This is a genomic window from Cystobacter fuscus DSM 2262 (assembly GCF_000335475.2).
Taxonomy (GTDB): domain Bacteria; phylum Myxococcota; class Myxococcia; order Myxococcales; family Myxococcaceae; genus Cystobacter; species Cystobacter fuscus.
The window spans coordinates 518011-542317 of the sequence record NZ_ANAH02000064.1 but is presented as its reverse complement, the minus strand read 5'-3'; the positions used below and the strand labels follow the sequence as shown (position 1 = coordinate 542317).

23 protein-coding genes are annotated in these 24307 nt (G+C 68.2%); 14 read left to right on the top strand and 9 right to left on the bottom strand.

Annotation, left to right across the window (positions count from 1 at the left end; all coding sequences use genetic code 11):
• The first annotated feature begins 138 nt into the window (after positions 1–138).
• Positions 139–729, top strand: a complete 591-nt coding sequence (locus D187_RS39370; protein ID WP_043433730.1) for a hypothetical protein — start codon at positions 139–141, stop codon at positions 727–729.
• A gap of 22 nt (positions 730–751) precedes the next feature.
• Here D187_RS39370 and D187_RS39365 read toward each other — a convergent pair whose 3' ends face one another.
• The gene (locus tag D187_RS39365) at positions 752–1621 is read right to left on the bottom strand and encodes an alpha/beta fold hydrolase (protein ID WP_002623844.1); all 870 of its coding nucleotides are present in this window, start codon (positions 1619–1621) and stop codon (positions 752–754) included.
• 250 nt (positions 1622–1871) lie between these two features.
• On the opposite strand from D187_RS39365, the gene D187_RS39360 reads away from it, so the two are divergent.
• Positions 1872–3776, top strand: coding sequence for a M4 family metallopeptidase (locus D187_RS39360; protein ID WP_020918582.1), 1905 nt, complete (start codon positions 1872–1874; stop codon positions 3774–3776).
• A 203-nt stretch (positions 3777–3979) separates the two neighbouring features.
• Here the strand turns inward: D187_RS39360 and D187_RS39355 are convergent, their stop codons facing one another.
• Both D187_RS39355 and D187_RS53280 read right to left on the bottom strand, forming a co-directional pair.
• On the bottom strand, positions 3980–4738 hold the full coding sequence (locus tag D187_RS39355) for a DUF5953 family protein (protein WP_043433729.1): 759 nt from the start codon (positions 4736–4738) through the stop codon (positions 3980–3982).
• A gap of 1 nt (position 4739) precedes the next feature.
• Positions 4740–5714, bottom strand: a complete 975-nt coding sequence (locus tag D187_RS53280; RefSeq protein ID WP_076606322.1) for a DUF6310 domain-containing protein — start codon at positions 5712–5714, stop codon at positions 4740–4742.
• A 513-nt stretch (positions 5715–6227) separates the two neighbouring features.
• Here D187_RS53280 and D187_RS39350 point away from each other — a divergent pair.
• The 6 genes from D187_RS39350 to D187_RS39325 all read left to right on the top strand — a co-directional run bounded on the left by D187_RS39350 (position 6228) and on the right by D187_RS39325 (position 12773).
• Positions 6228–7541, top strand: a complete 1314-nt coding sequence (locus D187_RS39350) for an IS701 family transposase (RefSeq protein WP_002623847.1) — start codon at positions 6228–6230, stop codon at positions 7539–7541.
• Positions 7542–8002: 461 nt separating this feature from the next.
• Positions 8003–9052 carry a hypothetical protein gene (locus D187_RS39345; protein ID WP_002623849.1) on the top strand — a complete coding sequence of 350 codons (1050 nt, stop codon included), beginning with the start codon at positions 8003–8005 and terminating at the stop codon, positions 9050–9052.
• Positions 9049–9585 (top strand): hypothetical protein, encoded by a 537-nt coding sequence (locus D187_RS39340; protein WP_002623850.1) that lies wholly within the window; start codon positions 9049–9051, stop codon positions 9583–9585. The genes D187_RS39345 and D187_RS39340 overlap by 4 nt, the downstream gene beginning before the upstream one ends.
• Positions 9586–9614: 29 nt before the next feature.
• Positions 9615–9824 carry a DUF6640 family protein gene (locus D187_RS55965; protein WP_002623851.1) on the top strand — a complete coding sequence of 70 codons (210 nt, stop codon included), beginning with the start codon at positions 9615–9617 and terminating at the stop codon, positions 9822–9824.
• A gap of 415 nt (positions 9825–10239) precedes the next feature.
• Entirely contained in the window at positions 10240–11646 is a 1407-nt protein-coding gene (locus D187_RS39330) for a family 43 glycosylhydrolase (protein ID WP_002623853.1), read from the top strand.
• 134 nt (positions 11647–11780) lie between these two features.
• Positions 11781–12773, top strand: coding sequence for a cyclase family protein (locus D187_RS39325; protein WP_020918581.1), 993 nt, complete (start codon positions 11781–11783; stop codon positions 12771–12773).
• Between the two features lie 254 nt (positions 12774–13027).
• Here the strand turns inward: D187_RS39325 and D187_RS56560 are convergent, their stop codons facing one another.
• A complete protein-coding gene (locus D187_RS56560) occupies positions 13028–13210 on the bottom strand; it encodes a hypothetical protein (protein WP_020918580.1) in 183 nt (60 codons plus the stop codon).
• Between the two features lie 108 nt (positions 13211–13318).
• Positions 13319–13576: a hypothetical protein gene (locus D187_RS56555; protein WP_043433728.1), complete on the bottom strand. Its 258-nt coding sequence runs from the start codon at positions 13574–13576 to the stop codon at positions 13319–13321.
• Positions 13577–13677: 101 nt separating this feature from the next.
• Here D187_RS56555 and D187_RS39315 point away from each other — a divergent pair, with 101 nt between their 5' ends.
• The 5 genes from D187_RS39315 to D187_RS39300 all read left to right on the top strand — a co-directional run bounded on the left by D187_RS39315 (position 13678) and on the right by D187_RS39300 (position 18467).
• Complete coding sequence (locus tag D187_RS39315) at positions 13678–13953, top strand: hypothetical protein (RefSeq protein ID WP_043433726.1); 276 nt, start codon at positions 13678–13680, stop codon at positions 13951–13953.
• Between the two features lie 109 nt (positions 13954–14062).
• Entirely contained in the window at positions 14063–16516 is a 2454-nt protein-coding gene (locus D187_RS39310; RefSeq protein ID WP_043433724.1) for a YfhO family protein, read from the top strand.
• Positions 16517–16829: 313 nt separating this feature from the next.
• Positions 16830–16973, top strand: coding sequence for a hypothetical protein (locus tag D187_RS55955; RefSeq protein WP_155893909.1), 144 nt, complete (start codon positions 16830–16832; stop codon positions 16971–16973).
• Positions 16970–17614, top strand: a complete 645-nt coding sequence (locus D187_RS39305) for a TetR/AcrR family transcriptional regulator (RefSeq protein ID WP_002623859.1) — start codon at positions 16970–16972, stop codon at positions 17612–17614. Before D187_RS55955 ends, D187_RS39305 begins: the two co-directional genes overlap by 4 nt.
• 85 nt (positions 17615–17699) lie before the next feature.
• A complete protein-coding gene (locus D187_RS39300) occupies positions 17700–18467 on the top strand; it encodes an SDR family oxidoreductase (RefSeq protein ID WP_002623860.1) in 768 nt (255 codons plus the stop codon).
• Here the strand turns inward: D187_RS39300 and coaBC are convergent.
• On the bottom strand, positions 18461–19687 hold the full coding sequence (coaBC, locus tag D187_RS39295) for a bifunctional phosphopantothenoylcysteine decarboxylase/phosphopantothenate--cysteine ligase CoaBC (protein ID WP_002623861.1): 1227 nt from the start codon (positions 19685–19687) through the stop codon (positions 18461–18463). The genes D187_RS39300 and coaBC overlap by 7 nt on opposite strands.
• A gap of 256 nt (positions 19688–19943) precedes the next feature.
• On the opposite strand from coaBC, the gene D187_RS39290 reads away from it, so the two are divergent.
• Positions 19944–20267 carry a hypothetical protein gene (locus tag D187_RS39290; protein WP_002623862.1) on the top strand — a complete coding sequence of 108 codons (324 nt, stop codon included), beginning with the start codon at positions 19944–19946 and terminating at the stop codon, positions 20265–20267.
• Between the two features lie 40 nt (positions 20268–20307).
• Here the strand turns inward: D187_RS39290 and D187_RS39285 are convergent, their stop codons facing one another.
• From D187_RS39285 to D187_RS39275, 3 genes are read right to left on the bottom strand one after another with little or no spacing between them, the layout of a single operon-like run.
• Positions 20308–21351 (bottom strand): M48 family metalloprotease, encoded by a 1044-nt coding sequence (locus tag D187_RS39285; protein WP_002623863.1) that lies wholly within the window; start codon positions 21349–21351, stop codon positions 20308–20310.
• Positions 21351–21935 (bottom strand): hypothetical protein, encoded by a 585-nt coding sequence (locus D187_RS39280; protein WP_002623864.1) that lies wholly within the window; start codon positions 21933–21935, stop codon positions 21351–21353. The genes D187_RS39285 and D187_RS39280 overlap by 1 nt, the downstream gene beginning before the upstream one ends.
• A gap of 1 nt (position 21936) precedes the next feature.
• On the bottom strand, positions 21937–24300 hold the full coding sequence (locus D187_RS39275; protein ID WP_002623865.1) for an adenylate/guanylate cyclase domain-containing protein: 2364 nt from the start codon (positions 24298–24300) through the stop codon (positions 21937–21939).
• Positions 24301–24307 lie beyond the last annotated feature (7 nt).

Sequence of the window (24307 nt, the reverse complement as noted above, 5' to 3'; positions counted from 1 at the left end):
GCTCGACATGGCGAGGGCGGCGCCTCCACCGAGGCGCCCACGGCCTGCACGGGTTCTGCACGAATATTCCTCCGAAGCATCGCTTCATCCGCGGCATGGGGCGCATTAGCTTTTGCCAACCTTCACGGAGGCACGGACATGGCAGACGTCTATGAACAGGGTCACGGGCAGCGCACGCGGCGACCGCGGATCTTCGCTTGGGCAGGCGCCGGGGTGCTGATGCTGCTGCCACTGGTCGCCATGCAGTTCACCGATGAGGTGAAGTGGGACGGGGCCGACTTCGCGTTCTTCGGCGCGCTCCTGCTCGGTGTCGGCGGCACCTATGAGTTGCTGGCGAGGAAGAGCGGCAGCGCCGCCTACCGCGCCGCCGTCGGCGTTGCGCTCGCGGGCGCGTTTCTTCTCGTCTGGGCAAACGCCGCCGTCGGGATCATCGGGAGCGAGGACAATGACGCCAACCTGATGTTTGGCGGAGTGCTCGCCGTTGGCATCATCGGAGCCATCATCGCGCGCTTCCATCCGGCTGGCATGGCGCGCGATTTGTGCGCCATGGCACTCGCCCAGGTGGTGGTGGCCCTCATCGCACTGATTGGCGGCGCTGGCGCCGGTGAGCCGATCCGGCCGAACGACCTGCTGCTGCCGACGGGCTTCTTCGCCACGCTGTGGCTCGCATCCGCCCTGCTGTTCCGGCGAGCGGCACGAGAGCAGAAGCCGACAAACGCAGCGGCCTAGCCCACCCAGGGCTCCTCCCGCGTCAACCGGCCAGGCCCTCCACGGTCTCGAGGTGGTTCAGGAGCGCCGCCGCGAGCGGGGGGACGACCGCGCGTGAAATCGTGTGCCCCATCCCGTCGATGGTCACGAGGGTCGAGCGCGGCAGGGTCTCCGCGAGGAACCGCGAGTTGGACTCGGGATTGGTGGGATCCTCCGGGGTGGTGATGACGAGCGTGGGCACGGTGACGTGAACGAGCTCCGCCCCCCGAGCCAGTCCGGAGGAGTCGGCCCGCGCGTGAGCATCCGAGGTGTCATGACGGCCAGCGTGGGCGATGAGGCGCCGCTCGAGTGCGCGGAACTCCTCGGCGTCGAAGGGAATCTTCCTCCCGTTGAGTCTGCGCCAGTTCTCGACCCGCCATTCGATCTGCGCCTCGCGGTCGCGCGGCTCGAACATATGGCTCCAGAACGCGTACAGGTCCGGATCGATGGGGGCTCGCGCCGTCGCGTTGGCGCGGGCGGGAGCGCCTTCGAGGGCGGGCGCCCCGATGACCGTCGCGCTGAGCAGCCGCTCGGGATGCGCGACCAGGAGCCACTGCACCAGGAAGCCTCCCAGCGACAGCCCCACGACGTGCGCGCGTGCGATGCCGAGCGCATCGAGGATGACCAGCGCGTCCTCGGCCATCCGGGCCGCGGAGTAGGCAACCCTGTCGAAGGCCCAGGTGGACGCGCCCGTGTCCCGGTGGTCATAGCGGATGACCCGGTGCTTCCGGGCCAGGCGCTCGACGAGCTCATCGGGCCACACCCGTCCCGAGACGGTGGAGCCCATGATGAGCAGAACGGCGGGTGCATCCTCTGGACCTCGTGATTCGACCCAGAGCGAGACTCCCTCGGCGACCTCGACGAAGCGTTCCATGGTCCCAGCTTCGCAGGACGGTGCCAGAGGAGGGGTCCTCTTTCTGCTCTCCGGCGCGATACGCATGGGGCGAATGGTTGGAGCGCCTCTCGGGAGAGCCGCATGACGCCAAGGGCTGGCGAGTGTAGCTCCGGAAGCAACAAGGGCCGTGAGCCTGTTTTTCCAGCGCTCGCCTTGCTTCAATGTCTGACTCGCATTCATGCTCTTCCGGCTCGACAGCATGCCGCCGTCGATGGGGAGGAAGACCTGGATGCGTACCCGAATGCTCGCAGCTTGTGTCACGTTCGCGCTCACGGCCTGTGGCACGGAACCGTTGGACCCTTCAGCCGGTGAGGCGAAGGTCGACGCCACCGACCTCGGCTCCACCCAAGACATCCAGGCGGCCCTCGCGGCCTTCCCCTCGACACAGGTGCTCGGCACGCACGAGAACGGCGTTCCGTACATGGTTCGCGGCAACTTCGGCTCGACCGCGCTGTCGCCTCGGGGGCTCGTGGCCCGGGACGCCCACGCGCTCGTCAACTCGGCCCTGGCCGGCATCTCGCCCATGTTCCGCCTGAATGCCGCGGACCTCGTCGTGCGCCAGCTCTCCGTGGACGAGCAGGGCCATACCCATCTCCGCTATGCCCAGACGAAGAACGGGCTGCCGGTCGTGGGCCACGAACTGGTCGTCCACGTGGATGACGAGGGCCGCATCTACGCCGCCAATGGCTCGGCCCGCGATGGCGAGCCGCTCACCTCCCGCGCCCGGATCTCCTCCGAGGCCGCGCGTGTCGTGGCGCTCGAGAGCACTCCCGGAGGAGTCTCCACGGAGACGCCGCGGCTCGTCTACGTGCGTTCCCGTGCGGATGGGCGGTTGAAGCTGGCCTTCGAGACCCTCGTGATGGGCAGGCACGAGGGCAAGCCCGTGAAGGATCACGTCTTCGTCAATGCCCTCGACGGCTCCGTCGTGGAGCGCACCTCGGACATCCACGACGCGCTCAACCGCTCCGTGTACTCGGCCAACAACGGCACCTCGCTGCCCGGCACCCTCAAACGCAGCGAGGGCCAGGCGGCCACCGGTGACTCCGCCGTGGACAAGGTCTATGAAAACATTGGCATCTTCTACAAGTGCTTTTATGACAACTTCGGGCGCGATGGGATCAACGGCACGGGTGTGCAGATACGCGTCACCGTCCACTACAGCCACAACTACGTGAATGCCTACTGGGATGGCACCCAGCTCGTCTGCGGTGACGGAGATGGCGTCAACAGTGGTCCGGTGTGCAACGATCTGGATGTCATCGTCCACGAGCTCACCCACGGGGTGACGGAGACCGATTCCGGCCTCGTCTACGCGGGCGAATCCGGGGGCCTCAATGAGGGCGTGAGCGACATCTTCGCCGCCTATTGCGAGAGCTGGACGCGCAACTGGTCCACGGACCTGGACGTGTGGAAGCTGGGCGAGGACGTCTGGACGCCCGCCACCGCGGGTGACGCGCTCCGCTACATGTACGACCCGGCGCTGGACGGAGCCTCGCTCGACTTCTGGACGAGCAGCGCCGGCAGCAACGACGTGCACTACAGCTCGGGCATCGCCAACCTGGCGTTCAAGCTGCTGTCCACGGGCGGCACACACCCGCGCGGCAAGTCGACCACCGTCGTACCGGGCATTGGAGTGCAGAAGGCGGGCGCCATCTTCTACAAGGCCAACCGGGACATCTTCACGCCGTCCACCACCTTCGCCCAGGCGAAGATCTACACCGAGCAGGCCGCGACGATGCTCCACGGCACCGGTACAGCCGAGGTGGCGGCGGTGACGGCGGCCTGGTCCGCGGTGGGCGTGGGCGCGGTGGTGCCTCCCCCGCCGGCCAGCCCGCTGACCAACGGCGTGGCGAAGACGGGCCTGTCGGGCGCCACGGGCTCCGAGACCTTCTACTACCTGGACGTCCCGGCCGGCGTGGCTTCGACCTTCGCCCTCAGCGGCGGCACGGGTGACGTGGACCTGTATGTGAAGGCGGGCTCCACTCCGACCACGTCCTCGTATGACTGCCGTCCGTACAAAACGGGCAACGCCGAGACGTGCTCCATCGCGGCGAGGACCACGGCCACCCGCATCTACGTGATGCTGCGCGCCTACAGCACGTACGCGAGCGTCTCGCTCAAGGGCAGCTACTGAGCCCCTGCCGCTCATCCGCTCCAAGATGCGGCGCGTGACGAACAACAGGACATCGAGGGGGCGCGCGCGCAGCTCGGCTGCCCCTTGCACCCTCGAGCTATGGGAAGCACAGGGGCCGCGCACCTTCACCCTTGGGGACGTCGAGTTCCCCGAGGGCAAAGCGAAGGGGCCCTGAGTATGGCCAGCGCGAGCCGTGCCGAGTCTCAAGGCGTGGAGCGTCCGCCAATCTCCGGGAAGCGCTCGTAGGCCCGTTTGAGCGCGTCCAGGTGAGCGGGGTTGTCCAGGTCGAGCGGCGCATCGGTGAGCCTGACAACCCACCCGCCCGTCGCAGTACGCCGTGCGCGTGACAGCAGCTCCGCGTCGAGGGCGGGTTCCGGGAAGCCGATGGCCCGTGCGGCAGCAGCCGACCAGTAGTTCAGCCATCCGAGGCGATGCGGAATCTCAGGCGAGCGCATGTGCTCTGCGAGCTTGAGCACTGGTAGCCCCCGTGGCGGGATTCCCGGCTTACGAACCGGATCTCTGGTCTGCCGCGAAATCTCAACAGCCGCGTTGGACGGCGTTGCGTGCCCCCAGAAAGCACAAGCACCTTCCCCGATGGCCGCTAGCACATTCGTCGCCGCTGCAATGCCGGCTTCGTCCAGGTGTAGCGATCCATGGATTTCAAAGTGCGGCGGGCTCCTTGCGGCAAGCCCGTTCGGGTTCTCCCACCCCGTAAGCGTCACCGGGCGGTTTTTGTCATCGTTGCAAAGGAACGGAAACCCGCCGTCTATCTTGTTTGCAGTGACCCACTCATCGCGATGAGGCAGTGCAATGAACTCCTCTTTCTCAGAGAGCGTCCAACCCAGCCGCAAGCCGGGAAGTGCGCCCTCCATTCCATGAATGATAGCGAGAGTCCGCCTATCTTCGCCCACGAGAGCAGGTGCATAAACGATGATGCCAAGTTCATCCGAGAAAACCTCCATATCAGCACCAGTCCATGATTTCAATGTTGAGGTTTGGATCTAATTTCTCAAGAGCGGCTTTATGCGCGGCGCTTTTCACGCCAACGACAAAGTTATAACCGCAGAGTTCTGCGAGCCGTTTCTCGCTTTGTATTTCAGGCAATTTGATCCGGGCAAAAAACCTCTGGGAATGTGGTGAGTGTATATCGAAATCATCAGTTTTTACCTCCCAGAGCGTGCGCGTGACCAGTTGTAGCGCGTCGAAGTTCTTCCCATTCACGAACACATCCCCGCCGGGGAAACTGTTGTTCGGAATTCTGTCGGCGCACTTGTTGTGTAGGTTATTACCGCCAAGATGGTACGGCACTGGGATGGGCTCGCACCTGCGGCGATCTCGCTCCGAAGTCTCGGGTGGCTCCAGAGGCGGGAAAAAATCCGGCCCCTTTGGCTCCGGCTTGGGCTTTTTTTTCGGCGAGGGTTTCTGCGGAGCGGGCTTTGTTTCTGGCACGGGGCGCGTTTCAGGCACGGGCTGCGCTTCCGGCACAGGCCGCGTCTCCGGGACCGGCAGCGTAGGCGGCGGCCGAACCTGGGGACGGCCCCTCTTCTCGTAAGCCTCCAGCGCCTCTGAGATCGCGAAGCCCACCACCACCACGCCCGCCACAACTACCGCGCCCACGATGATCTCCGGTGCGGCCAGCACGCAGACTCCGAGCCCCATTGCAGCGGCCCCCGCAGAGGCAATCGCGCATCTTCCCGTGATGTCGTGAAACTCGATCCGGTCATGGTCGAGGGCCTGATAGCACCGCTCCGCCAGCACGGGCCAGGGCTCGGAAGCTTCGCGGACGGCGCACCGCCCCCCGTCCGTCCAAGGCAGCGTTGCCGCTCGCTGGAGGTTGGCATACCTCGGGCCCCAGTCCACGGGCTCTTCCGGGCTCGGCGCTGACGTAGCGCAGGCGGAGACAGAGAGCAGAAGTGCGATGCACGCTCGGAGACGCATGGCCGGGTCCTCCATTGGAGCTAGGACCTAGCGGGTCCTGGTGGGGCCAGTCGGAGCATGACAGCGCGCCCCGACAGCTACGAACGAGCGCGCCGGGGGCACGGCAGGGGGCCAGGGTGCCGCAGCCGCAGCTCGGGCTTGTAGAGGGCTCCCAGGGCGGTAACGGTGCCAGCCGGGCGCGCTCTAACGGACAGTGCCGGGACAGGCGACCACTTGCCCGTAGCCGGGGGATACGGGGCATCTAGTCCGCTCGCGCCTAAACTGGCGGCCCCGACATCGCTCCGGTTGCGCCCTCACAGCCGTTAAGTTCGAGTTTCGCACTTTTGATGCGCTGAGAGAGGAAGAGAAGAAGGGGCTGAAGAGTGGGCTGCTCCTCATGCGAGCTGGCGGCAGGAGGGCGAGCAGTAGGGGCGAGAGGCGCCACAGGACGTTAGAAGTCATCCTCTGCAAGCTGACGGCGGAGGTGGGGAGCGTCGAGTCGAGCTGGCTGTCCCCTCTCGCCAAGGGGACACCATGTTCTTGCCGGATTCCTTCCTCCAATTGCTCCTGGCGCTGGGCGCCACCATGAACGCGCCCACGCGGGCCTCGTGGGTGACGGTGGTCAAAGGCTGGCTGTTCGCTGGACGCCGCACTCTGACGGGGGTCCTGGTGGCCGCTGGAGCCGTGGGCGACAAGCACCACTCGGCCTATTACCGGGTTTTCGCCACCGCACGCTGGAGCCTGGATGCATTGGGCCTGGCGCTCTTCGCCCTGGCCAGGCCCTTGCTTGAACCGGGCGCAGTGCCCCTCACTCTGGACGATACCCTGGCGCGCAAGCGGGGCGTGAAGATGTTTGGCACGGGCATGCACCATGACCCGTTAGCCAGCAGTCGCCAGTGCGCTGTCCTCAGCTGGGGGCACTCGTGGGTCGTGCTGGCCGTGCGCGTGCAACTGCCTTGTATTCCAGGCCGCTATTTCAGCCTGCCGCTCCTCTTCCGCCTTTATCTCAATCGCAAATCCGCAGCGCGCTGGCGCCTGACTTATCGCACGCGGCCCCAGCTGGCTGTCGAAATGCTCAAGTGCATGAGCAAGGGAGTGCCCGAGCGACGCTTTCACGTGTATGCCGACTCGGCCTACGGCGGACAGAGCGTTCTGGCCCATCTACCTGACCGGTTTGACCTCACCAGCCGAATGCCAGTGGATGCCCGGTTGCACGCCCCTGTCCCCGAGCGCCGGACGACGACTCGGGGTCGGCCTCGCCGGCGTGGGCCTCGCTTGCCCAACCCGGAACAAATGTTGGAGAAGCAGAAGGCGCGGCACCTGACGCTGCGACTGTATGGACGTCAAGACAAGGTGCGTGTCGTCGAGGGGCTGGTGTATTGGTACAGCGTTCCCAACCGTCTGCTCAAGGTCGTCGTCGTCGAGCCCCTGACGGGAAATCGTCCCGTGCAAGCTTTCTACTCCACCGTCTCCACACAGACGGCGGAGGAGGTGTTGCAGGGGTACGCCGGACGAGGGTCCATTGAGGAAGCCTTCCAAGGAAGCAAGAGCCACCTGGGTTTCGAGGAGCCGCAGGGTTGGAGTCGCTTGGCGGTGCGGAGAACCGCTCCTATGGCCATGCTGCTCTACAGCCTGACCGTGCTGTGGTTCGCCAGAGAAGGGCACACCCACTACGAGCCTCCCTTCCGCCCCTGGTACCGCCACAAGGTGCGCCCTTCCTTCGCCGACATGCTCACCACCTTGCGCTACGCCTGTTTGCGCTCGGCATTTTCTACGACCCCGCGCGATGAGCAGGGTCAACAAAAACCGCTCCTACTCCTCCTGGGCTCCTCCCAAGCGGCGGCTTGATCCTCTCCAGAAAGTGCGAAACTCGAACTAAGCCGATGCCCCCTGCCGCAGCAGCTCCGGCACAGGTCCCCGGTAGCTGGGGAGCGAGCTGCACGTTCAGAGGGCCCCGCCAGTCGCACACCGCCCGGCGTGGGGAGGGATGCAGGTGGGGAGGTGGGGCGCATGTGCCCCCAGTGTGCCCCGCCAGCGGGGAAAGGGGTGGAACGCGAGGGAACGGGGCGGGACGGGGCGGGATGACGAATCCGAGGAGAATCAAGGCGATAGCGGGTAACAGCGCGTCCTGCTTAGGGTTTTCCATCGCCTTGTTCACGGGTTCGCTTCCCGCCGCCTCCAATCAAGGTTGCCCGCCGGGCCTTGTCCGCCCGGTGCGCGGCCTGCTCCGCGAACAGCCGCTCGCGCCCGGGGCCAATTCCTCCCAATCCCCGCCCGGTGGTACAGTCTGGCCTCGTCGGCTTCCACACGTGCCCTCCCTCCGCCGCTACCTTCCGCTGGCTGCTTCGACGCTGCTGGCCGCCCTCATTCTCGGTACGACCGCGGCCCGCGCGTACACCATCGAGACGCCGGTGACGGAGGGCTGCCACGAGCGGATCACCGCCGCCGCGCTGGCACGGGCGGGCTGGCCGGACGGAGCGCTGCCGCCCGCGCCGACGGCCGGACAGAAGGTCCTCGTGGACAACCTGCCCTTCCACCTGCCGACGGCTCGCGACGCGTGGACGGTGGCGATGCTGGCCGGGGTCCGGGACAACGACCTCCATGGTGCCGCCGCCACGGATCTGCCCGAGCACGTGGAGGTGGACCTCGCCCCCGCCTCGCAGCCCGAGCACTGCCTGCGGACGTCGGACCAGGACTTCGCGGCCGGAGACGTCCAGGCCGCCCAGGCGTGTCACGACTCCATCCTGGAGCAGGTGGCGCTCGCACTGGGGGACGCCGAGGCCGTCGACCTGGACGCCACCGAGCCGGTCCAGCTCGCCCTCAAGTACCAGCGCGCGCTCGTGCCGCTGCCGCGCTACGCCTACCGGCTCGGGCGCGCCCTTCACGCGCTCCAGGACAGCTTCACCCACATCTACCGCTCGCCCGACATGCGGCGGATCTGGAGCGTCTTCAACTACGTCGACCCCGCGCTCGCCCCCGACTACAACCCGGCACGGGATGGCCGGGCGCACATCTCGGCCTTCGACCGCTGCACGGACGAGGACGCGCCCGGTCAAGCACGAGTGGCCGCGGCCACCCAGGCCTCGGCCGACCTGCTGGCCGCCCTGGCCGACGGGAGCGGGGGACGTCAGGGGCGCCTGGCGCGGGCGGACGCCGTGCTCCAGGGCTACCTCCAGGTCGCGCCCGGGTGCTCCATCGGCAATGACTGGTGCGGCGCGCTGGAGAGCTACGCCACGAGCCCCACCCGCTCCGAAGGGTGCGCCGCCGCGCCCGGCGTGCTCTCCGCGGGCACCCTCCTGGCGGGGCTCGGCCTGCTCCGCCAGCGGCAGCGCCGCGGGGGCCACCGGGGACGGCCATGAAACGGCCCCTGCTGCTCTGGTTCGGTCTGGTCGCAGCCACCCTGCCCTCCGCCGCGCCCGCCGGGACGCCCGAGACGTTCGCTCCCCGCCTCCACGTCGCGGCCGGCGTCTCCCTCGACCGCTCCGCCCTGAGCGCGGACGCGGGCGTCCGCTGGGCACCGCTCGCCCACCTCGCGCTGGGGGTGGATCTGGAGTTCAACCCGTGGATTGATCTGCTCTCCGGCCCCTTCGCGCCCGGGGTCTTGAGCCTGGTGGGCTCGGGCATCTACCGCTGGACGCAGGTGGAGGGCGTGGAGCTGCGCACCACGGTGCACCTGGGGACGAGCCTGCTGCTGTTCAGCGCGGTGGGCGCGCCGATGGGCTCCGTGGGGGCGTACCTGGGCCTGGGCGCCCTGAGCGCGGCCGTCCGGGTGGCACCGAGCACCTGGCTCGAGTTCAAGCCGGACATGGTGGTGCCCGTCCCGCAGCTGCGCGGCACCCCGTTCGCCTACCGCCAGTACCGCCTGATGGTCGGACTCGAATGGGGGCCCTGACGTCGCCCGCCTCCGTACTCCTTCGATCCATGAAACTTCCTCTTGGCAGGTGGCTCATTTCCCTCGTCGCGCTCCTCGCCCTCATCGGACCCTACGGGGCGGACTGGAACGAGACGCACCTCTTCAACCCGCACTGGTCTCCCCACGCGAAGTTCCACGACGCCCAGACGATGCTGCTCGGCACCTTCTGTCCCTCTACTTCCTCTGCTCGAAACCCTGGCGGGAGCGGGGTGGCCTGAGGTTCAACCAACTCGTCATGGATGTGCTGTTCTTGAATGAGCGACGGCATCCCCAGCCACCACGGCGACGCTCGTCCACCCCCAATGCCCCGGGCGAGCGCCGGGTGCCCATCTGCCCTCGCTGGCGCCGCCTCCTGTTCAAGGGGCTGGGATTCGTCGCGCTCATCTCAGGGTAGCGTGTCTGGCCTTGATGGAAACCACCCGAAAGCACGGGAAACACATCACCCAAAAGAGGGAGCGAAGCCTGTGAGATGGCGAGATGCGTCATCAACGAGTGGCCGGGCGACTCGTGGATGAAGGACAGGGGTCCGCTCTGGATTATCATTGAGATCCAGTTTGACCCGGAATACCATGTAATTCCCTCCAGAGAGGGATGTGTCTACGGGAGCGGGCGTGCTCCCATCAGGAGCCATCCATGTCCAAGCGTTGCATGCTGTCGCTGGCGATCGCCGGCGTGTCGCTCGCCGTGTCCCCGGCGGTCGCGCAGACCGTCGGCGACCCACAGAACCCGATCTTCCGCAACATGTACACCGCCGATCCCTCGGCGCATGTCTGGGCCGACGGACGACTCTATGTCTATCCATCGCACGACATCGCCCCACCGCGCGGTGCCGACCTCATGGACGAGTACCATGTCTACTCGACCAACGACATGGTCAACTGGGTCGATCACGGCGAGATCCTGCGCGCCTCCAACGTGCCCTGGGGAAGGCCGGAGGGCGGCTTCATGTGGGCGCCCGATGTGGCCTACAAGAACGGCATCTATTACTTCTACTTCCCCCATCCCAGCGGAACGGACTGGAACAACACCTGGAAGATCGGCGTGGCGACGAGCACGCAGCCGGCCGCGAACTTCACCGTGCAGGGATACATCCAGGGACTCGAGTCGCTGATCGATCCCGCGGTGTTCGTCGATGACGATGGCCAGGCGTATCTGTATTACGGCGGGGGAGGCATCGCCAAGGGGGGCAAGCTCAAGGCCAACATGATGGAGATCGACGGCCAGATGCAGACCATGCAGGGCCTGGTCGACTTCCACGAGGCCTCGTGGGTGCACAAGCGGAACGGGCTCTACTACCTGTCGTACGCGGACAACTACGATCAGAATGGCGACCACAACCGCATGCGCTACGCCACGAGCACGAGCCCGCTCGGTCCATGGACGTATCGTGGCATCTACATCGACTCCACCGACAGCTATACGAACCACGGCTCGATCGTGCAGTACAAGGGGCAGTGGTATGCCTTCTACCACACGAGCATGCTGTCGGGGAATGATTGGCTTCGCTCGGTCAGCGTCGACAAGCTGTATTACAACGGCGACGGCACGATCCAACTGGTCAAGCAGACGAAGCAGCACGGCACGCCACACTTCGCCACGCCGCTGGCGATTCCGGGACAGATCCAGGCGGAGGACTACGACAACGGGGCCCAGGGCGTCGCGTACAGCGATGGCAGTCCGCAGAACGAAGGCGGCGCGTACCGGCCGAACGAGGGCGTCGATGTCGGCGCGATTCCCAGCGGAGGCTTCAACGTCGGTTGGGTGAGCTCCTCGGAATGGGTGGAGTACACGGTGAACGTGGCGACGAGCGGCACGTATACCGTGTCCGCCCGGGTCGCGACGCAGACGGCCAATGGCAGTTCGTTGCGCATCCTGTTCGACGGAAAGAAGGTGGGCACCCTCGCCGTGCCGAACACCGGAGAGTGGCAGACCTATACGACGGTGAGCACGCAGGTGAACCTGGAGGCTGGCAAGCACATCATCCAGCTGCGTTTTGGTGACGCGTTCAATCTCGACTACTTGACGTTCACCAGGCAGTGACGAGGGGTGGAGTTCCCCGGGCCTCCCTCTTCAGGAGGCCGGCCCGGTCCCCTTGCGTCGTGCCCATGAGTGGTGGACCCGATGCGGCTGCATTCTCAGTGGGCAACCGTCCTTCCGGGCGTTATCAGGGCGCCATGAACCTGCTCAAGACCGTTGTCCTCACGGGCGCACTGCTGTGGACGCTGCCGAGCGCGGCCCAGAACAGCGCCGTCGCCACGCCCTTCGCGACCGCGAAGGACATCGACACCTGGATGGAGAAGAACCGGAACTGGCAGCGCTGGGGTCCCGAGGATCAGCTCGGCGCCGCGAACCTGATCTCCGCCGCCAAGCGCAAGGACGCCGCACGGCTCGTCCGGGAAGGCGTCTCCGTCTCCCTCGCGCATCCGCTGGAGACCCAGAAGGCCGAGGATGTCCCGTACCCGCTCGGCCACGACATGCTCTTCACGGGGGAGTCCCCGGACTCCACGTACAGCGCCGACTCCCTGTCCATCGGGTTTCATGGCTTCTCGCACACCCACCTCGATGCGCTCTGCCACGTCTTCCATCAGGGCAAGATGTTCAACGGGTACGACCAGAAGCTCGTCACCGCGAAAGGTTGCGCCACGCTCGCCGTGAGCGCGCTCAAGGAAGGGCTCCTGACGCGCGGAGTGCTCATCGACCTGCCTGTCCTCCAAGGCGTCCCCTACCTGGAGCCAGGCACCGCCATCCACGCGAAGGATCTCGAGGCCTGGGAGAAGAAGACGAAGGTCCGCGTGTCCAGTGGTGACGCCGTCATCATCCGCACGGGCCGCTGGGCCCGCCGCGCCGCCGTGGGCCCCTGGGATGTGTCGAAGCAGTCCGCGGGACTGCACGCCTCCACCGCCGACTGGTTCAAGAAGCGGGGGGTCGCCGTCGTCGCCACGGATGTCGGTCTGGATGTGATTCCCTCCGGCGTGGAGGGCTCCTTTCTTCCGGTGCATTTGATGCTGATCAACAGCCTGGGCATCCACGTCATCGACAACGCCGACCCCGAGGCACTGAGCAAGGCCGCCGCCGAGCGCAAGCGCCATGACTTCTTCCTCGGCATCGCCCCCCTGAACGTGGAAGGCGGCACGGGCTCTCCCGTCAACCCCATCGCGGTCTTCTGAGGTTCAGGCGCTCGGGGGGTGCGGAAGAACGCACGCACGTCCCCGGGCAGCAACTCCGGCGGCGCCTGGCCGCTTGCTTCCCCACGGACGGACAAGACCCGGGGCTCGGCGAAGGCGACCGTCGGCGTGGCCCTGGCTGCCCGCGAACTGGAAGCCCGTCACAAAGCCAGACTCGGCTCTCCATCCATTTGGGCCGGTTTTCCAAATCCTCCCTACCGGAGGAGCCCGAGCCCGAACCACCAACCAGGAGGCCGTCATGAAGAACCGTCGCAAGAAAGGAACTCTTCATGAAGCCAGCCTCCATCTCTCCAGCCCGGATTCGTCAGTTCGGCGATCCAGAAGATGCCACCTTCTGTCTTGTGACAAACAGGGAGTTCATCAGCCAGAAAAATGGGGATCGGTTCAGTGAATTGCTCGCGAAGAAAATCCCGGAGCATGCGCACATCCTGGTGATCTCCCCCAATGCGTTCTTCCAGTCTCCGCGCGCCGAGGAGTTGGGCAGTCGGCGCAAGTTACTCGCCATGGCCTGCAACTCGACGCCCACCTCATGGGACATGATCCCCCGCTTCCTGAAGATCGTCGAGGATACCGACCCGGAAGAGCAGCAGCGCTTCACGGACCGGTTCTTCGCACTGGGAGAGGCCTCCGCCTATCTGGAGTTCGTCGACGAGCGGTACGGCACGCGAGCCAGGCTCGAACATCTCGACGAGCGCTACTTGTGGAACGAGCAGGCGGGATTGCTCAACTGGGGCGGCCAGCAGCTCGCCCCCCTCGGGAGAGATCAGCGTCCTGCCGCTGCACATCTGGGACTTCGATTGCCCTGGCCTCACGGTGCTCACCGACAATGGCCAGGTCGTGCGCGGACGCCGCGGGCCCGTCGGAGCCATGCCACGTGTGCGCGCGGATGGTTGTGGAAGTCTTCGCGCTCAGCGTGGGAGGCTTCACGGGGAGCGGCCAGTTCGCCCTGCTGGCGCTGGCCAAGGAGGGTGTTGCTCCCCTGCTGATCAACCTGGCCATCTTCTCCGCGAGCAGCGAGATAGCGGCGGCGCCCGGCCCGGCGCTGTTGGGGCTGGGGATCCTGGGCGTGTTGACGCTGGCACTGCGTACCGTCCCCATCCTGGTGACGCTGATCGCGTCCACCGCCGCTTTCCTCCTGCTCTTCACGGCGCTGAATCGCTGAGGCCCGGGACGTCGGCGGCGTGGTGCACCGCACCGCCGTCAGAGGTGTTCGCCACCGGAAGTTGTCCGGTAGAGTCCCCCGCCCTCTCCGCCCGTGCGACCTGGAGCCCATGTCCTCCGTCTCCCCAGAGCCCCCCCGGTCCGAAGCGCCCCCGCCCCGATGGCTCGTCCCCACCCTGAGCGTGGGACTCACCTTCCTCTTCTTCCATCGGGCGGTCTTCTCCGCCAACGTCTTCTTCCTGCGCGACGTGCAGCAGGTCTATGTCCCACTGTGGGAATACTGGCGCGAGCGGGTGCTCGGGGGGGAATTTCCCCAGTGGTATCCCTTCGATGGGCTCGGGCAGCCCTACGTGGGCATGGTCGTCTCCGGAGCCTTCCACCCGGCCCAGGTGCTGTCGCTGGTGCTGCCCGGGGCACAGGGCCTCAAGTGGCTCATGCTGCTGTGCTTCCCCGTGGCGTTCCTCGGCATGAGCGCGCTGGGGCGGCGGCTCGGGTGGGGGCTCGGGGCCGCGCTGCTCGCGGCGATGAGCTACTCCTTCAGTGGCTACCTCGTCAGCATCACCAACAACACCCTGTACCTCCTGGCGGCCGTCACCGTGCCCTGGGTGTTCTGGGCGCTGGAGGGCTTGCTCAGGGCGCCCTCGGTGGGACGGGGGCTCGGGGTCGCCGTGCTGCTCGGGCTCGTGCTGCTCGCCGGCGACGTGCAGGGCTACGCGGTCTGTCTGGGCGGGGCACTGCTGTGGAGCGTGAGCCGCCCGGCGTCTGGCGGCACGCCCCGCGCGTTGCTGGGAATGCTGGGGGTGGGGATCGTCTCCCTGCTGCTGTGCGCGGTGCAGATCCTCCCGACGCTGGCGGGGCTGGGTGAAGTGCGCGCCTCGAATCAGACGCTGGCGCAGGCGACGGAGTGGTCCGTCCATCCCGTGCGGCTGGTGGAGCTGCTGCTCGGGCCCCTGTTCGCGGGTGAGTCCGGCGAGCAGGTCCAGGTGGCCATCAGTGCGTGGCTGCTGTCCACGTCGAGGACCGAGCTGTGGGCGGACTCGTTCTATCTCGGCACGCCCGCGCTCGTGATGGCGGGCGTGGCGGTGGTCCGGGTGCGGGGGCCACGCGCGGCCTTGCTGCTCGCCGCCGCCCTGGGGGCGGTGCTGCTGGCGCTCGGCAAGCACACGCCGCTCTACGGCTGGGTGTTCGACTGGGTGCCGCCGTGGCGGGCCTTCCGCTACCCCGAGAAGCTGATGACGTTCGTCACCTTCGCGGTGTGCCTGGCGGCGGGCGTGGGGTGGGAGCGGCTGGAGCACGCGCCCGACGTCCGGCGCCGGATGGGGCGCGGCGCGCTCGGGCTGGGCGGACTGGTGCTCGCGGTGGGCGGCGCGGAGTGGCTCGGCCACGTGTTCTCCGAGGGGATGTTGTCCGGCCTGTGGATGGGGCCGCCGTGGCCCGAGGCCCAGCGGCGCATCGGCGAGCACTTCGTGCTGGGTTGTGGGCTGGCGGGCGGGAGCCTGCTCGCGTTGGGGGGCATCCTCGGCGCGGTGCGCTCGGCGGAGGCGCGGGCCGGGCTCGTGGGGGTCGTGGGCTTCGGAGGGCTGCTGCTGGCCAATGGCGACATCTACAAGGTGGGGGAGCCGGAGCTGTTCGACGAGCCGACGCCCTTCGTCCTGCGCATCCAGCAGGAGCTGCGCGAGCAGGTCGGGCCGCCGCCGCGGGTGTACCGGCTGACGGGCCTCTACTACGCGCCGCGCCCCTTGCCGCTGCCCACCCTGGCGGAGACGAACGCGCTCATCATGGGGGCCTCGCTGATGCCGCTCGTGCCAGCGCTCTTCGGCCTGGAGAGCTCGACCGCGTACATGCCCGCCGTGTCGCGGAGGGTGGCGGACGTGCAGGCGGAGACGAACTCCTGGGTGCGGCACACCGCGGGCCTGTTCCACACGCGCTACTTCATCCTCTCGAGCGAGGTCACCGCGCAACTGGCGGCGGAACCGCTCCGGGTGCTGGAGCGGCTGGACGCCTTCGGGCTGTGGCTGGTGGAGGACCCGAACGCGCTGCCGCGCGCGTACCTCGCCCACCCGCGCTGTGTGGCGGGTCCGCGGGAGGCGCTGCGGCGGCTCGGCGGCGTCCAGGCGCCGCGCGAGGTGGTGGTGGAGTGCGCGGCGCCCCTGCCCGAGCCGCCGCTGGAGGCGCCCCGGGGCGAGGTCACCGCCGCCCGGTTCGCGCCGGAGCGGGTGGAGGTGGAGGTGCGGGCGCGGGGCGGGGAGGTGCTGGTGCTCAACGACGCCTACTACGGGGGGTGGACGGCGAGCGTGGACGGGGAGCCGGTGCCCATCCTGCCCGCCAATGGGGCAGTGCGCGCGGTGGCGGTGCCCCCGGGGGAGCATCAGGTGGTCTTCCGCTACCGCACGCCCGGGCTGGCGGTGGGCACCGGGGTGAGCCTGGGCACGCTGCTCGTGCTGCTCGCCGCGGACGGGGTGCTGCGGCGGCGCCTCACGCCAGGGGCCGGGCGGAAGGGGCCGCGGGCAGCGCCCCCAAGCGGGGGCGGCGCCGAAGCCGCCAGAGACGAGCGTGGCGCCTGAGACAGCCCGGAGCGCGGAAAGGCGCACACCCGCGCGCCGTCAGCCACCGCCGAGGCCTGGCGATTGCCCCGCTCCCCCCGTGGCCCAGATGTTGATGCTCTGGGGAATGGCCGAGGGCAGGAGCACCGGCTGGTGAAGAGCGCGCTGTAACCAGACATTGACTCAATCGTCCCGAGCCAGGGCTGACCGTTCAACGCCGGCCTCCAGGCCCGCCTGTCGCACGTCAGGCGCGCATTTAAGTCAATTGACTTCATCAGTCGTTTGACTTAATCCTCCTCGCGAGGGCTCGAGGACGGGTCACTCTCCGGAGGTCATGATGAGTGCCGACGACAGCCAGCAGGTCCATCCGTTGCGAGCGCCCACCCCGCTGGCGCCGCCCGAGGAAGGGGCCGAGGCGCCGCTCCGCCGCGAGGGGCTCCTCCACGGGGGCCTGGAAAAGGTCCGGGTGCGCGGGTGAGTCCGAGCAAATCCGACCGGGGCAGTGAGACCCGCGAACTGATCCTCGTCACCGCGGAGCGGCTGTTCGCCGAGCACGGCGTGGAGGCCGTCTCCAATCGCCAGGTGAGCGAGGCGGCCGGCCAGTCCAACAACTTCGCCGTCGGCTACCACTTCGGCTCCAAGGAAGAGCTCGTGGTGGCGATCGTGCGCCGGCACTCCGAGTCGATCGAGCGGCGGCGGACCGAGCTGCTCGCGGAGATCTCCGGCTCGCCCGACCTGCGCGACTGGGCATCCTGCCTCGTGCGGCCGACCACCGAGCACCTCGCCTCGCTGGGCAGCCCCTCCTGGTACGCGCGGTTCATCGCCCAGGTGACGACCCATCCCTCCTTCCGGGATCTCGTGATCAACGAGGCGCTCTCCTCGAGTTCGATGCAGCAGACCTCCGAGGGCATGTTCCGGCTGGTGCCACGTCTGCCCGAGGAGGTGCGGCAGGAGCGCGGCTACATGAGCCGGTTGATGATCGTGCACATGTGCGCCGAGCGGGAACGGGCGCTGCACGAGGGCACCGCCCCGCCCCGCTCGACGTGGGAAGCCACCGCGGCCGGACTGGTCGACGCGCTCGTCGGCGTGTGGCTGGCCCCTGTCTCCGCCCGGCGGTGACCCAGGCGAGTGAACCACAAGCCCATGCAGTGCACAGTCCGCATCCAGTCGTTGTCCTGAACCCTCCTCCTCAAGGAACTCCTCCATGAAGAAACTCGAAGGCAAGGTCTCCATCGTCACGGGCGCGGCCTCGGGCCTGGGCCGCTCCATCGCCCGGCTCTTCGCCGCCGAAGGCAGCCGCGTGGTCGCCACCGACATCAACCCGGCGGGGCTCGAGTCCCTGTCCGCGGAAATCCGGGACGCGGGCGGAGTCGTGACACCGCTGCGTGTCGACATCTCCCAGCAGGCGGACCTCGACAAGATGTTCGAGACGACCCTGAGCACCCACGGCACCCTGGACATCCTGGTGAACAACGCGGGCGTCATGGATGACTTCAGCCCGGTGGGTGACGTGACGGACGCGATGTGGGAGCGCCTCATGAGCATCAACCTGACGGCGCCCTTCCGCGCCATGAGGAGCGCCCTGCGCATCATGGCCGAGAAGAAGTCGGGCAACATCATCAACATCGCGTCCGTGGGAGGCCTGCAGGGCGCACGCGCCGGAGCGGCCTACACCGCGAGCAAGCACGCGGTGATCGGCCTCACCAAGAACACCGGGTTCTTCTACGCCAAGGCCGGCATCCGCTGTAACGCCATCGCCCCCGGAGGCATGCTGACCAACATCGCCGCCGGCCTGGACATGAGCAAGGTGCCCGCGGCGGTGATGGAGCGGATGGGGCCCGGCCTGGCGCTCAATGTCCGCAACTCCCATCCGGACGAGGTGGCGCGGGTCGCCCTGTTCCTCGCCTCGGAGGAGTCGTCCTTCGTCAACGGCACGGTCGTGACGGCGGACGGAGGCTGGAGCGCCTACTGAGGCAGCGCGGGCAGGTAGCCGCGCACCAGTTCCAACAGGGCGCGAGCCACCTCGTGCTTGGTGCCGGACAGCGCGTGCTCCCCCCCGTCGCGGGTGAGCACCGTCACCTGGTTGGTGTCCACGCCGAAGCCCGCGCCCGGCGCGGTGACGTCATTGGCCACGATGGCGTCCAGCCCCTTGCGCTCGAGCTTCTGACGCGCGTACTCCACCACCCGCTGCGTCTCCGCCGCGAAGCCCACCAGCGCGGGCCTGCGCTCGCGCCCCGCCACCCGCCGCGAGGCCTCGGCGAGCACGTCTGGCGTGCGCACCAGCGTCAGCGTCTCCGGCCCCTCGGTCTTCTTCACCTTGTGCTCCGCGCGCGTCTGGGGCTTCCAGTCGCTCACCGCCGCGGACGCGATGAAGAGGTCCACGTCCTCCACCCGGGCGAGCACCTCGCGCGCCATGTCCTCCGCGCCCACCACGTCCACCACCTCCAGGCCCGTCCGATCCACCGCGCCCACCGGACCGAGCACCACCGTGACGTGCGCCCCGAGGCTCCGCGCCGCCTGCGCCACCGCCAGCCCCATCTTCCCCGTCGAGGGGTTGGAGATGAAGCGCACGGGGTCCAGGTACTCGCGCGTGGGCCCCGCGGTGAGCAGCACCCGCCGGCCCGCGAGCGGCCCCGGAGCGAAGAGGGCCTTCGCCGCCGCGACGATGTCGCCCACGTCCGCGAGCCGGCCCGCGCCCACGTCTCCGCACGCGAGCAGTCCCGCCCCCGGGCCCACGAAATGGAAGCGGGGGGAGGCGCGCAGCGCGGCGAGGTTCTCCTGGGTCCGCTCGTTGTCCCACATGGCCACGTTCATCGCGGGCGCGAGCAGCACCGGACCCCGGAAGGCGAGCAGCGACGTGGTCACCGCGTCGCCGCCGAGCCCCGCGCGGATGCGCGCCATCAGGTCCGCCGTCGCCGGGGCCACCACGTACAGGTCCGCCCAGCGCGCCAGGTCCAGGTGGCCGAAGTTGCCCTCCTGCGAGGGATCGAAATAGTCCGTGAGCACCGGGTGGCCGCTGAGCGCCTGGAAGGTGAGCGGCGTGACGAACTGCTGGGCCGCCTCCGTCATGGCCACGCGCACCTGAGCCCCGGCGCGGCCCAACTCCCGCACCAGCTCGCACGCCTTGTAAGCCGCGATGCCGCCGCCCACTCCGACGATCACCCGGCGCCCCTGCAATGCCGACGCGTTCATGCCGCGTTCCTTACGCGCCACGGCCCGGGCTCGCAACCTTCTCGCGAACCAGGACCCCCTGGGAGTGTCCTCCCGCGGCACCCGGAAGGTGCCCGTGGCGCCGGGGCCGAGCGCCGCGTGGCGTCGAAGTTGGGAGCGCTGGGCGACGCCCTGCTCCGCGCGACCTATCCGTGACCCAGGAGCGCTCGTCGAGGGCCCCCATCCGGCCATGCCCTTCTTCGTTGTCAACCAAGCACATCGAGATATAGCCTGCCCCATGGCCAAGGACATCAATCCCAAGCAAAAAGAAATCGAACGTTTGTTCAAGGCGGCGGCGAGCCACGAAGAAACACTTCTTGATCTCGATGAGGATGATCCCGAGCTGGACGGCATCCTCGAGGATCTCGAAATCGTCTTCAGGGAAATCATCAAACTCGATCCGAAAAACATCGAAGCCCTGACTCGCCTGGGTGAGTTCTTCCTGGAGCGGGGGGAAGCTGAAGAAGAGGCCTTGATTCATCTGGAGCAAGCTCTTCAGCTCGATCCCAAGAACAAGAAACTTCAAAAGCTCATCAAGAATGCCAAGAAGGCCTTGGGCTGAACGAAGTCCGCCCGCGCCCCCATCCGTGGCGCCGGAGGAGTCAGCGCGTGGCGGTGGGGGCGCGTCGGTTCAGCAGCTCATCCCGGAGGGGCACGACCTTCGTGGCGGACAGATCCACGGGCGAGGTGAAGGCGGGGTCCGCCCCTTGTGCTCGCAGCTGCTCCAGGTGCTTGAGCAGCCGGACCTGCCGCTCCGTCTTCGCCGGATGGGGCGTGGACAGCCCTCCCCGCTCTGGCAGCTTCGCCAGGAAGGACACGTACTCGCCGGGCGCGTAGCCGGCCGCCGCCATGAGCTCCACCGCGTGGAGATCCGCGGCGAACTCGTCCTCCTGGCGGAAGCCCTGGCGGTTCATGCGCTCGATGACGCCCCGGGTGACGGCACGGATGAACTCCCGGCCCGACTCGTCGAAGTCGAAGCCCTTGACCTTGCTGCCCGCCCGCGCGAAGGCCTCTCGCAAGGTACTCGCTGGAAGCACCTGGGACAGGTTCTGGAACCCCTGTCCCAGCCGCTGCCCGGCCTTGGAGACCGCCTGCGCCGTCGCCTCCTGGTACGCGCTCCCCTCCTCGACCTTCGCCGAGTTCTCGCACTGGCCCACGAGATAGTCCTGGTACTCGTGCAGGGCGTGCTTGCCCGTGATGTGGGCGATCTCATGCGCCAGCACGCCCGCGAGCTGGGCCTCGTTGTCCAGCCGCGCGAGCAACCCCTCGGACACGAAGACGTAGCCTCCCGGGCCGCTCACCGCGTTGACGCCCTCGGACTGGAGCACGCCGAACACCCAGGGCAGGTGTGGCCGGCTGGATTGGGCCGCGAGGTTCCTGCCAATCTTGTTGAGCTGCACATGCAGCGCCTCGGGATCGCCCCGGGTGGTCAGGCCCCCGCCCTCGCTCACCCACTGGGCGCTCACCGCGTCTCCAAACGAGCGCTCCTCCTCGAAGGTGATGACCCGCTCGCGCAGGGCCACGCACTCCTGGCGCATCTCGCTCGCGCGGAGCCTGGCCTGCTGGTCCGCCTGGATGAATCGGGAGCAGGAGCCGAAGCCGCACAGCGGCAGACAGACGGCGACGAGCATCAGGTGGCGGCGCATCACTTCTTCCCCTTGCGCTTCTTGTTCTGGGTCTTGGCCGGCCGCGGCGCAGTCACCTGGCCCGAGCCCACCACCTCGGGCAGCCCGGCCGCGCGGGCGTACGCGGCCACCTCGGCGTCCTGCACCTGGCTGGCCAGCTCCGACAGGTGGATGAGCTGCTGGACGCTCTCGGAGTGCTCCAGCGTCTTGCCGAACTCGATGGTGCCGGGGCCGATCGCCTTGATGGCCGCGCCCGAGGAAGCGAAGGCCTCGGGAGACAGGGGCTTCTGCGGATCCTTGCTGAGGACCTCCAGCGCGGGGGGCGAGGCGGAGAGGTTGGCCTGGTAGATGAAGCCCTCGAGCGCTCCCTTGTCGGCCGCCACCGACACGCGGTGCCAGGAGGAGGTGCCCTCGCGTCCGAGGTAGCTCACCGGATGGCCCGGTTGCAGCACCCGGAGAGTGTCCGCGGTGGGGCTGCCCGAGTCCTTCAGGTGGGTGTTCTTCGCCTTGACGTACAGCGTGCGGACGGGCTCGCCGGCCAGGGCCGGGCCGCCGAGGGACAGGCCCACGAGGGCCAGCCAGAAGGAGGGTCGTTGGGGCCTCACGTCACTTCTCCAGGTTCGTCACGCCCTCGAAGGGCATGGCAGGGGGATGGAACACATGGTGCGCGCAGCGCGCGAGGAGCGCCCGGCTGGGGCCGTCCTCCGGGTCCGCCGCGAGCGCCGCCTCCAGCACGCGCACCGCCTGCTCGAAGCAGGCGGCACGGTAGAGCGCGAGCGCCTCGGCGTAGCGCTCCACGGTGGCTCGCCGGGCGGCGGGCAGCGCGCCCTTGCGCGCGAGCAGTTCGTAAAGGGTGACCACCTCCACCTTGCCCGCCACCCGCACCCAATCCAGCTCGCGCGCCTCGATGTGCTCGCGCGCCAGGGCGTAGGTGCGCGGGCCGATGAGGATGACCGTGTCGTACGCCTTGTTGGCGCCCTCCAGCCGGGCGGCCAGGTTCATCCCATCGCCGATGGCGGTGTAGTCCAGCAGGTGCTCGCTGCCGAAGTTGCCCACGAACATCTCCGCGGAGTTGAGGCCCATGCGGGTGTAGACGTCGGGCAGGCCCTCCTGGCGCAGCTCGGCGCGCAGGGCGTCCACCTCGTCGCGCACGGCGAGCGCCGCGTGGCAGGCGCGCACCGCGTGGTCGGCCATGTCCAGGGGAGCGCCGAAGAGGCACACCACCGCGTCGCCGATGTACTTGTCCAGGCAGGCCCCGTGCGCCATGAGCACCGAGCTCACCCGGGTGAGGTAGCGGTTGAGCAGCGCCACCAGGGCCCGGGGATCGTCCTTGAAGCGCTCGCTGAAGGTGGAGAAGCCGCGGATGTCGGAGAAGAAGGCGGTGATTTCCCGCGTCTCGCCTTCCAGCGAGGGCAGCCGCTGCTGCTCGACGAGCTGATCCACCAGCGTCTTGTCCAGGAAACGGTTGAAGGACTGGCGCAGCCGCTCGCGCTCGCGGTTGGCGAACATGTGGTTGACGGCCACCGACGCCAGGGAGGCGAACACGCCCGCGTAGATGGGCATGGCGCTGAGCACGTGCACCCGTCCGTGCTCGAGGAACACACCGGTGAAGAGGAAGAAACCGAAGCAGAGCGCCAGCGGCCAGACGATCTCCAGGAGAGGCGAGCGCGCGAGCGTGAGCAGCGCCACGGACAGGAGTGCCACGGCGCAGGTGAGCAGCAGCGACAGCGCGAAGGGCGCCTGGGTGATGAAGCCCCCGGACAGCAGCGCCTCGAGCACCACCGCCTGCTTGACGAGCCCGGGCGCCTCGCTCTGGAAGGGGGTGGCCTTCACGTCGCTGGTGCCCACCGACAGGCCGCCCACGACGATCACCTTGTCGCGGAACGTGCCCTCGGGGAGCACGGGGACGAAGGACGTGCCCCGCTCGCGATGTTCCCGACGGCGTGCCCAGTCCTCCAACACCGCGTAGACGCTGATCGCCTGGAAGCGCTCCTGCCACGGGCCGCCGAAGTCCAGCTCCGCCGTGCCGTCCAGGTTGATGGGCAGCTCCCGGGCACCGAGGCGCAGCCGGCCCGGCGTGAGCTCCACCCGCTCGGCGCCGAGCAAGTCCACCGCCGCGGCCAGTGGCAGCGTGGCGTACGTATTGGCCCCATCCGAGTACGCGAAGCGCGTGCGGCGCAGCTTTCCATCCGCGTCCTCCTCCATCATCACGAGCCCGAAGCCCGGCACGGTGGGCACCAGCATGGGCAGGGGAGGCACGGGGTGGAGGACAAGCCGGGGCCCGCTGCCACCCGGCTTCTGGACCAGCGGGGGCAACCCGAGACCGGGATGTTCCACGGCAAGCGCGAGCGCCCGCGCCACGTCCTCGGAGGCGAGCGGTGGAGGCTCCTGCGGCTCGGCGAAGGGATCCGCGGCTGGCTCGGCCACGGGGAGCGAGGGAGACGGGCCCTCGCGGGCGGGAGGCCGGGGGAAGCGGTTGACGGGCTCCACCCGGGGGAGGGGCGGCTGGCCCGCGTTGACGCTGAAGCCCAGGGTGAGCGGAATGCCGCGCTCCTCCAGGACCTGGACCAGCGCCAGGTCATTGCTCTCGTCGGTGCCCCGCTCGTCCATCACCCCGTCGAAGACGATGGCGCGGGCGCCCTCGTCCATGAGGTGCTCGAAGACGCGGGCCCACAGGTTGCGCGAGTACGGATAGACGCCGTAGTTGCGCACGTAGCGCGCGTTGTCGCGGATGCCCTGCAGCGTCCGATCGTCGATGCCGACGATGAGCACGTCCCGCGAGCGCTCATGGCCGCGGGTGAAGAAGGTGAGCCCCTGATCATAGGCGGCGAGCTCGGCGTCATGAATCCGCAGCCAGCCGTGGCGTTGGCAGAGCGCCGCGCCTGCGGTGGCGAGCGCCGTCACCAGCAGGATGAACTTCCAGCGGTTGCGCAGCCGCAGGGCATGGACGCGCGAGAGGGGCGGGCGCATGCCCGCG